Source organism: Flavobacterium sp. ACAM 123, assembly GCF_000264055.1.
Lineage (GTDB): Bacteria > Bacteroidota > Bacteroidia > Flavobacteriales > Flavobacteriaceae > Flavobacterium.
Genome location: NZ_AJXL01000140.1, coordinates 1 through 7,797 on the forward strand (window position 1 = coordinate 1; position 7,797 = coordinate 7,797).

General features: G+C 32.7%; 8 protein-coding genes. All 8 read right to left on the reverse strand.

What is annotated here, in order from left to right; genetic code table 11:
* Positions 1–44 precede the first annotated feature (44 nt).
* The 8 genes from A3SG_RS0116675 to A3SG_RS0116710 all read right to left on the reverse strand — a co-directional run bounded on the left by A3SG_RS0116675 (position 45) and on the right by A3SG_RS0116710 (position 7,209).
* Positions 45–347 carry a hypothetical protein gene (locus tag A3SG_RS0116675; protein WP_016991147.1) on the reverse strand — a complete coding sequence of 101 codons (303 nt, stop codon included), beginning with the start codon at positions 345–347 and terminating at the stop codon, positions 45–47.
* A gap of 170 nt (positions 348–517) precedes the next feature.
* Complete coding sequence (locus tag A3SG_RS20225; RefSeq protein ID WP_016991148.1) at positions 518–2,074, reverse strand: hypothetical protein; 1,557 nt, start codon at positions 2,072–2,074, stop codon at positions 518–520.
* Between the two features lie 380 nt (positions 2,075–2,454).
* Entirely contained in the window at positions 2,455–3,636 is a 1,182-nt protein-coding gene (locus A3SG_RS0116685; RefSeq protein ID WP_016991150.1) for an AI-2E family transporter, read from the reverse strand.
* Positions 3,637–3,817: 181 nt separating this feature from the next.
* Positions 3,818–4,348, reverse strand: coding sequence for a mechanosensitive ion channel domain-containing protein (locus tag A3SG_RS0116690; protein WP_016991151.1), 531 nt, complete (start codon positions 4,346–4,348; stop codon positions 3,818–3,820).
* Between the two features lie 11 nt (positions 4,349–4,359).
* A complete protein-coding gene (locus A3SG_RS0116695) occupies positions 4,360–4,944 on the reverse strand; it encodes a Maf-like protein (RefSeq protein ID WP_016991152.1) in 585 nt (194 codons plus the stop codon).
* Positions 4,937–5,863, reverse strand: a complete 927-nt coding sequence (locus tag A3SG_RS0116700; RefSeq protein ID WP_050979848.1) for a geranylgeranylglycerol-phosphate geranylgeranyltransferase — start codon at positions 5,861–5,863, stop codon at positions 4,937–4,939. The genes A3SG_RS0116695 and A3SG_RS0116700 overlap by 8 nt, the downstream gene beginning before the upstream one ends.
* 61 nt (positions 5,864–5,924) lie before the next feature.
* On the reverse strand, positions 5,925–6,452 hold the full coding sequence (locus A3SG_RS0116705) for a KdsC family phosphatase (protein WP_016991154.1): 528 nt from the start codon (positions 6,450–6,452) through the stop codon (positions 5,925–5,927).
* Positions 6,436–7,209, reverse strand: coding sequence for a Rossmann-like and DUF2520 domain-containing protein (locus A3SG_RS0116710; RefSeq protein WP_016991155.1), 774 nt, complete (start codon positions 7,207–7,209; stop codon positions 6,436–6,438). Before A3SG_RS0116710 ends, A3SG_RS0116705 begins: the two co-directional genes overlap by 17 nt.
* Positions 7,210–7,797 lie beyond the last annotated feature (588 nt).

Sequence of the window (7,797 nt, forward strand, 5' to 3'; positions counted from 1 at the left end):
ACGTAGTTTACGCTTCTTTTTTTTTAAAATTTAGTGATGATTTATTAAAGTAATAAAATCAATAAAAGAATGATTATTATTATCGCTCCTACAGAGAAGTAAACACCGTTTCCAGATGCTTTTAAGTCTGATTTAATTTCGCGAACTTCTTTACGTAGTTCTTTTTTTTCTGAAGATTTTAAAGAAGACTTATCCATTGCTTTGATTTCTTCTAAGCGATTAAGCATCGTTTGCACTTCAGCGGGAACTTCTTTTGTAATTGGACTCTTTTCAGCTGCTACCATTGTAGTTGGAACTGCACATAATGATAATACCATTATCATTAAATAGAAACTTAATTTTTTCATTTTTTCGTTGGTTTTAATTTAATAAGATTATTGGTATAAAGATAATGAGTATTTGTTAATCAGACTTGTATAATTTATAGCTATTTTTATAAAATTCACACTTTATTTAAGGGATTAGTACCTGATGGTAAATGTTGATGCGTTTTTAAAAATCGTCTGTAATTATATAATTATTTATATTGAACCGTATGTGGCTTCGCTAATTCAAAATTTTGTAGTCCAAAATCTGAGGTTTCAAAAGCATTGGTACTAAATACGTTGGTTCCCTGAAAAGGAATTATCGGATAATAAGAAAGTGATAATTGAAAAGAACTAAAGACCAAGTAGTCATTGTTTATTATTACGCCGATACTTATTTTTGAATACCCTTTATTTGTTTTTACTCCCTCAATTTTATTTTCCAATAATGCAATTGAATAATTAAAGAAAGGATTTATTCTAAATCCCCAAATATCTTTCGGTGCATATCCTTGAGTTTGTAGCGTCATTATCATTTTACTTGTACCATATACTGCACTGTTGAATCCTTGAATTCCATAATTTTCATTAATGGTTAATTGATCGCCTATCGAATTTTGGCGATTGGTCCCAATAATGATTTGGGGTTTGATAAACTGTCTTATTTTCCACTTTCTGAACTCAATCAGTTTTGTAAAATAGTTGGCTTGAAAAGAAAAAGCAGTCTGCTCCATTTTTGAACTATTAAAGAAGCTGCCAACTTCAAAGTTAGTACTTAGAAAACCCCACTTGTGATATTTTCCAAAAGAGACCTGAGCACCCAGATACGGCCTCCACCTGAAATTCTTATGCTGGTAGCCGAATGTTATACCATAGATCCGCCCAATAGGAACGTCTTCAATTATTCCGTTTCTGAAAATATATCGATCTTGAACAAACTGACGTGTATTAATACCAATTCCAGATAACACTAATTTTTCTCCCGAATAGAAATCGATTGGGTCATATTCCTTGTTCGGACTTTCAAGGTAATTGATATTTAAAAACCTTCCGGATACAATTAAATTCGTTGTCCGCTCCTTTATTGTATTTCCCTTAAAAATTTGAAATGCCTTTCCAATCCAAAAATCATGGGAACTGAATTTGAAGTTTTGTTCTACATAGCTCAAATCTGTTCCTTGTACAGTATCTTTTCTATATTGCTGATCTAAATAGATACCACAGGCCCATTCTGCTAAAGGGGAATAGAAAGGGCGTTCGATTGTAATGCTTTTTACATAGTAGTTATCTAAATCGTTTTGATATTTAAATACTGTTTTAACAAAGGTATTTTTGATATTGGGAACAGTATAAGCTAAATCATTAGCATTTTTGCCATCGCTGGATCGATGCGTGTAGATATAATCAAACTGATGACCGAGACCAAAAAAATTCCTTTCCTTCAAGCCCAATGAAGTTTTAGCAGCTGAAACTGAAATTTTTGGGATAGAGCTCCAAGAATCTAAAACACGAATATAAACATCTACAGAATCAGATTGCGGCTCAGGAAGTGCCACAGTAATAGTTACCCTGGTAACAAATTTTTGCGCTCGGATGATACGCTCTGATTCTTTTATGGATAAATCAGTATAAGCTGTATTTTTTTTGAAAAGTAATAAATTTTGTATGGCTAGTTTTTTACTTTTCAGATGTAATCTGTTTCCTGTTCTTTCTGCCCAATTTTTAGGATTTATGGTAGTGTCTATATCAGAATATCCAAAAGGGTCCAAAGTTACGATATTGATGTTCCTGATTATTTTACCTTCAACAGCTAATCGCTTTTGTGGTTGGACAACTTGTTTTTTCTTCCTTGCATTTTTAGACTTAAAAATAGCACCGTATAAAAATTTTAGTGAATTTATTTTTTTTGGTAATAGGTTTGAATATTTTGATATACTTCAGAGCTGTCTTTTTCCGTTTTTTTAATTTGCGAAAAAGAAAGTTGGCAGCAAAAAAGCATCGAAAGGAAAAGCACTATTTTTTGTTGTGAAGACATTTAAAAATATTTAAAACAAGAAGTAAACCGCTAGATTTTTTAAAGTTTACCAGTATACATTTCTAATCTATTTTGTTTTCCAGAGGCGACCTTTTAAATTACTTCATGGCGCTTTTAGTTGTTATTCGATTCAGTTATCGGTTCAGTAAAGTCATCATCAGAAGTTGTAATTTGTACTTCACCTGTTTTATCTCCTTTTTCGGAACCTACCGGTTTTTTATTTTTCCAAATAAAATTTTTAGGTAAATTATCTCCCATCAAATATCCCCATGGCTCCAAAGATTCAATTCTGTCAAAAACAATTTTAAGAATGGCTAGAATGGGAATGGCTAAAAACATTCCTGCAATCCCTGCAATTCCTCCTCCTACTATAATCCCGATAATAGAGACGAAAGCATTTATTTGAACTTTTGTATTTATTATAATAGGGACAAGGATATTATTATCTATTATCTGAACCACTACATTTACTCCAATAACGCCTATAATTATGGATAGATCCGGGGAGCCTGTCAATGATGATAGAATTGTCAAAATTCCGGCAACCAGAATTCCGATATAAGGAATCAGATTTAGAATACCTGTAATAATACCTAATAAGATAAAGTACGGGACTCCAATTATATACAGTCCGATACTTGTTAAAATAGAAACAAAAATCATTTCGATAATCAGGCCTGAAATATAACTCTGAACAGAGCCTTTTATTTGAGTTAAAATCTCTCGCAATTTTGTATGGTGTTCATTTCTAAATAGCTTAGTTAAAAACAAGATGAAATGCGTTCTGTATAAAAGTATTAAGAAAGTATAAATAGGAATTAAAGTAATATCTACAAGTGTGTCCGTTACAGATATTAGTGTAGTACCGATAGTTTCTTTTCCCTTTTTAACAGAATCTTCAGTTACATCTTCAAGATATTTTTTTTGTTCCCAGATACTTACGTGAAAATTTGTTCTTATATATCTTTGAATATCAGTTATAAAAAGGGTAACGTTTTTTTTAATTTCAGCAAAATCGCTTGCAATGTCACTAATTTGATAAGAGATAAATGCAAGTATTGCAACGATTAACGAAACAAAAATAATTACGGTTACTGAAACTGCCAGCACATGTGGGAAACGCAATTTAGTAGAAAAAAAACGGGCGATTGGTAACAATAATACAGCAAATAAAAAGGCAAGTAGTATAGGTATTAACACACTTTTCCCCATATAAAATATATAGGTTATCGCAATCAAACTTACCAATGAAAAAGTAAGTCTAACATAAAAAGGAATCTTAATGGAGGTGTTCATACTATTTTATAATTAGAGACAGTAAATGCTATAGTGATCGTTTAATGCGCTAAGGGCAAATTTGATATTTAATTGACAGTGTTACGTTATATGTTTTTTATTTTTTTTTATATAATTACTACTTGTAAACAGTGAATTTATAAAAAATAAATAGGAAGATGCAATTATTTCCAAAATAAGGCTAATCAACAAACTCATTATCATCAAAATGATGTTTCATAATTGAAATACCTTTTTGGAACAGTAAGTTATTTGGATAGATAATCATTTCTCCTTCTTTCGTTTTTAACGATACATGGAACGCGCGAATATCTTCGATTTCGGCTATGATAGGAAAATCTTTATCATGAATGCGGATTATATCGCCAATTTTAAATGGAAAGGAGAAAAATAAAATAATACCTGAAGTAATATTGCTTAAAATTGACCATTGAGCAAACATGGCCACACCAACCACTGTGGTGACCGAAGAAATAGCGATTATAATATCTCTTGCTTGAACGCCCCAGATTAGTATTAGAGCAATTAATGCCAGAATATTAGTCAGTAGATGCAGGTATTTAACAACTAAATTAGTCCGATGCTCTATAATATGGGTGACTCTTGCAAAACGTCTAACTAGTCTTGAAGTGATTATTCGTAATGTAAAAACCAGTAATAGCAGTATTCCAGTTCCAATTACTTCTTTTGTAAAGTCGTTAAAAAAAGACATGTTTTTTGGTTTTAAGCTAAGTTATTCAAATATTCATAAACCCTGTCAACTGGCATTCCCATTACATTTGCATAGGAACCTTCAATTTTTGAAACGCCTATAAAACCAATCCATTCCTGTATTCCGTAGGCTCCAGCTTTATCGAAAGGTTTGTAATTGTCAATATAATAATGAATGGACTCATCACTGAGTTCGTTGAAAGTAACTTTTGTTATCTCATAGAGCAAATTTGTTTTTGAATTGGTTTTAAAACAAACGGATGTGATTACTTCATGAGTGGAACTAGATAGTGATTTTAAAATATCAAAGGCATTTTGATTGTCGATTGGTTTCCCTAAAGCCTTATCATTATGCCAAACGATGGTGTCGCTCGTTACTAAGATTTCATTTTCCTGCAATCCTCCTTCAAAAGCATTAGCTTTCAGTTCGGCCAAATAATTCGTTATTTCTTCTCTTTTTAAGTGTGGTGGGTATATTTCTTCAATTTCTTTTAATCGAATTTCAAAATCCAATTCTAGGTCTCTAAAGAATTGTTGTCTCCTGGGAGACCCTGATGCCAATATCAGCTTGTACTTTTTTAATTTATTTTTAAGCATTGTATTTTATATTTAGGGTAATGATTGCTATGGACAGAATTCCGAAAAGCAAAATCCATTTTAATAGTGTACTCAGGTTGTGAAAGTCTTCTTTAGATTTAGCGGTCCAAATTTTGATCGTAAAAAAAAGGAGTGGTGCCAAAACAAAAAGGATGGTATATAGCGTAGCAATAAATAATTTATTAGCTAAAAAATAGGATTTGGTATAAACGAAAAGCATGACTATTGCCATAAGACCCAATGCAAAAACTACTTTTGTCGTTTTTGCGATACCTAAAACTATTGCCAGAGTATCCATTCCTTGGCTTGTGTCGCCTTTTATATCCTCCATATCTTTGACGATTTCCCGAATAAAATTAATTATAAAAGCAAACAAGGCATAATCTAAAAGTATAGAAAACAAGTTGGCCATTAAAAGTTGATTCTCGGCGTTAATTACTGGATACAAATCGAAAACGCCAATGATCACAACACTGAAGGAGAGTAGCAGCGCGACAATAACATTACCCAAAACCATCATTTGCTTTAAACTGGTCGCATAGATATAAAGGGTTGCAGCGATCAGAATAAAAACAGCAGCAAAAGAGGGCTTTAAAATTACGTTCGACAGATAAAAGCCTATTGCGACTCCACTTATATTTAGAGCGGCATAAATAGTATAAGCCGCAGATTCGGTGACACTTTTACCAATGATAACCCCATCCGGTTTATTCTCCAGATCCGTATCCTGATCAAAGATGTTATTGATTACGTAACCGGCCGCCGCTATTAAAACCGTGCTCAATACTAATAAACCATATTGCCAATCGTTTAATGCCAATGCAATATTTTGCAATTTCAAAAAACCGTATCTAAATATCAACTGCATCGAGGCAAGGAGCAATAAGTTTTGGTATCGAATGAGTTTCAGGTATTTCATGCTTGGTTTACGATCTTGTAGTTCGTTTTGAAATTTGGGATTTGAATTTTACGTTTTAATTTTAATCAAGATTTGCGTCAAAATAAGACATCCATTTTCCTTGAACTTTCATCACCTGTTCGATAACGTCGCGTGCGGCTCCTTTACCACCATTTCTATGTGAAATATAAGTTGATATTGACTTTATCTCAGGACTAGAGTCCTGCGGACATGTTGGTAAACCTACTAATTTCATCACGTGATAATCGGGAATATCGTCTCCCATGTATAAAACCTGCTCTGGATTGATATTATATAGTTCTGTGTATTCCTTAAAAGTTTCTACTTTATCAGGTGTACCCAAATGAATATCTGTAATTCCAAGATTTCGCAATCGCAGGCGTACACCTTCATTACTGCCACCAGAGATGATACACACATTGTAGCCGCTTTCTACTGCCGCTTTCATGGCATAACCGTCCCGAATATTCATCGTTCTGAGAATTTCTCCTTCTGTGGTTACAAATACGGAGCTATCCGTAAGTACGCCATCTACATCAAAAATAAAAGTAGTGATGTCGTTCATTAATTCTTTATAACTTTTTGCCATGATCTTGTATAGATTGTGTTATGATTTTATAAATAGTTGATTGGTTTTTGCCAGCTAAAAATAATTGATGTGCTTCAATTGTTTTTATATCATTTCGTTTTGCTGGGCCTGTCTGCCCTTCCTCAGGCGAAATGGTCATTATCTTTTGTGCCGTTTCCAGAATTAGAGGTTTCAGAATATCGAAAGGAACTTGATTCTCCTTACAAATTTCATTTCCAATGGTGTATAAGTGATTGGTAAAGTTATTTACGAAAACTGCTGCTACGTGCAACGCCTTTCTTTGCTCAGAGTTAATGGCAAAAACTTTATCAGATATTGCTTTTGCCACCTTGTCTAACAATCTAAAATCAGTGGAGTTTTCGCTTTCTAAGCAAATGGGAATAGTTTTAAAATCGACTGCTTTGTTTTTAGTAAAGGTTTGCAGCGGATAGAAAACACCTCTTCGGTTGTTGTCATCTAAGATATCTAAACCTACACTACCAGAGGTATGTACTACCAATCGATTTTTAAAAGGCAATTGTGCCGCAACAGTATCAATGGCATCATCTGAAACAGCAATGATGTATAAATCAGCATCCAATATATTTTCGATATCGCTTGTGATTAGCTCAGTGTCTAAGACGTTTGTCAATGTATTTTGTGTTCTTGAAAACACTTGAACCAATTCAGTTTCACCTCCTGTATTTTTGGAGTGTTGGAAAGCAGCAATCAAATGTTGCGCTACATTTCCGGAGCCGATAATAATAACTTTAACCATTTTGCAAAATTAGGAAAAAAACGAAGTAGTAAGACAAATAAAGGAAGAGAAGATTTTGGTCTTAAAGTCTTGCTTGGAATTAATAAAAGAGAGAGGGGGTGCTGACTAGTTTTAAAGTCCTACAGTCAGCAGTATCTTGTTACTTGTGAGTTATATCTTTACTTTCGCGCAAATATTTAAAAAATAGATCTCGTATATTTGATCGAACTGTACTGCACTTTAGATAACACAGCTACAGAGTTAGTTTATTTTTAAACTTATTTTTTTTTAAAACAAAACCGATTCTTTCTTAGTCAAAATTAAAACCAATTTTAAAAAATTGATTTTGTTTGATAAAAACAGAAAAAAATCAAACAAAAAAATAAACACGTACCTGTTAAAAACTTACCTTTGTATCTGAAATTGCAAGTTGTATTTAAATTTAGTTTTTGGGAGAGTAAGAATTCTTCTTGGTCTGCGTTTTTGGTCAACAGTTTATTTTTAAGCAAGTAGTGCTTGCAAGTCTGTATAAAGAGATCGATAAAAACAGCAGTTGTATATCGGGTTTAGAAAAAAATGACTATATTGTTAGTATTAAAAAAATAAGTA

Bases quoted from the DNA above. Each gene is read 5' to 3' on its own strand.
- A3SG_RS0116675 (WP_016991147.1), bottom strand. From the start codon at position 347: ATGAAAAAATTAAGTTTCTATTTAATGATAATGGTATTATCATTATGT.
- A3SG_RS0116685 (WP_016991150.1), bottom strand. From the start codon at position 3,636: ATGAACACCTCCATTAAGATTCCTTTTTATGTTAGACTTACTTTTTCA.
- A3SG_RS0116690 (WP_016991151.1), bottom strand. From the start codon at position 4,348: ATGTCTTTTTTTAACGACTTTACAAAAGAAGTAATTGGAACTGGAATA.
- A3SG_RS0116695 (WP_016991152.1), bottom strand. From the start codon at position 4,944: ATGCTTAAAAATAAATTAAAAAAGTACAAGCTGATATTGGCATCAGGG.
- A3SG_RS0116700 (WP_050979848.1), bottom strand. From the start codon at position 5,863: ATGAAATACCTGAAACTCATTCGATACCAAAACTTATTGCTCCTTGCC.
- A3SG_RS0116705 (WP_016991154.1), bottom strand. From the start codon at position 6,452: ATGGCAAAAAGTTATAAAGAATTAATGAACGACATCACTACTTTTATT.
- A3SG_RS0116710 (WP_016991155.1), bottom strand. From the start codon at position 7,209: ATGGTTAAAGTTATTATTATCGGCTCCGGAAATGTAGCGCAACATTTG.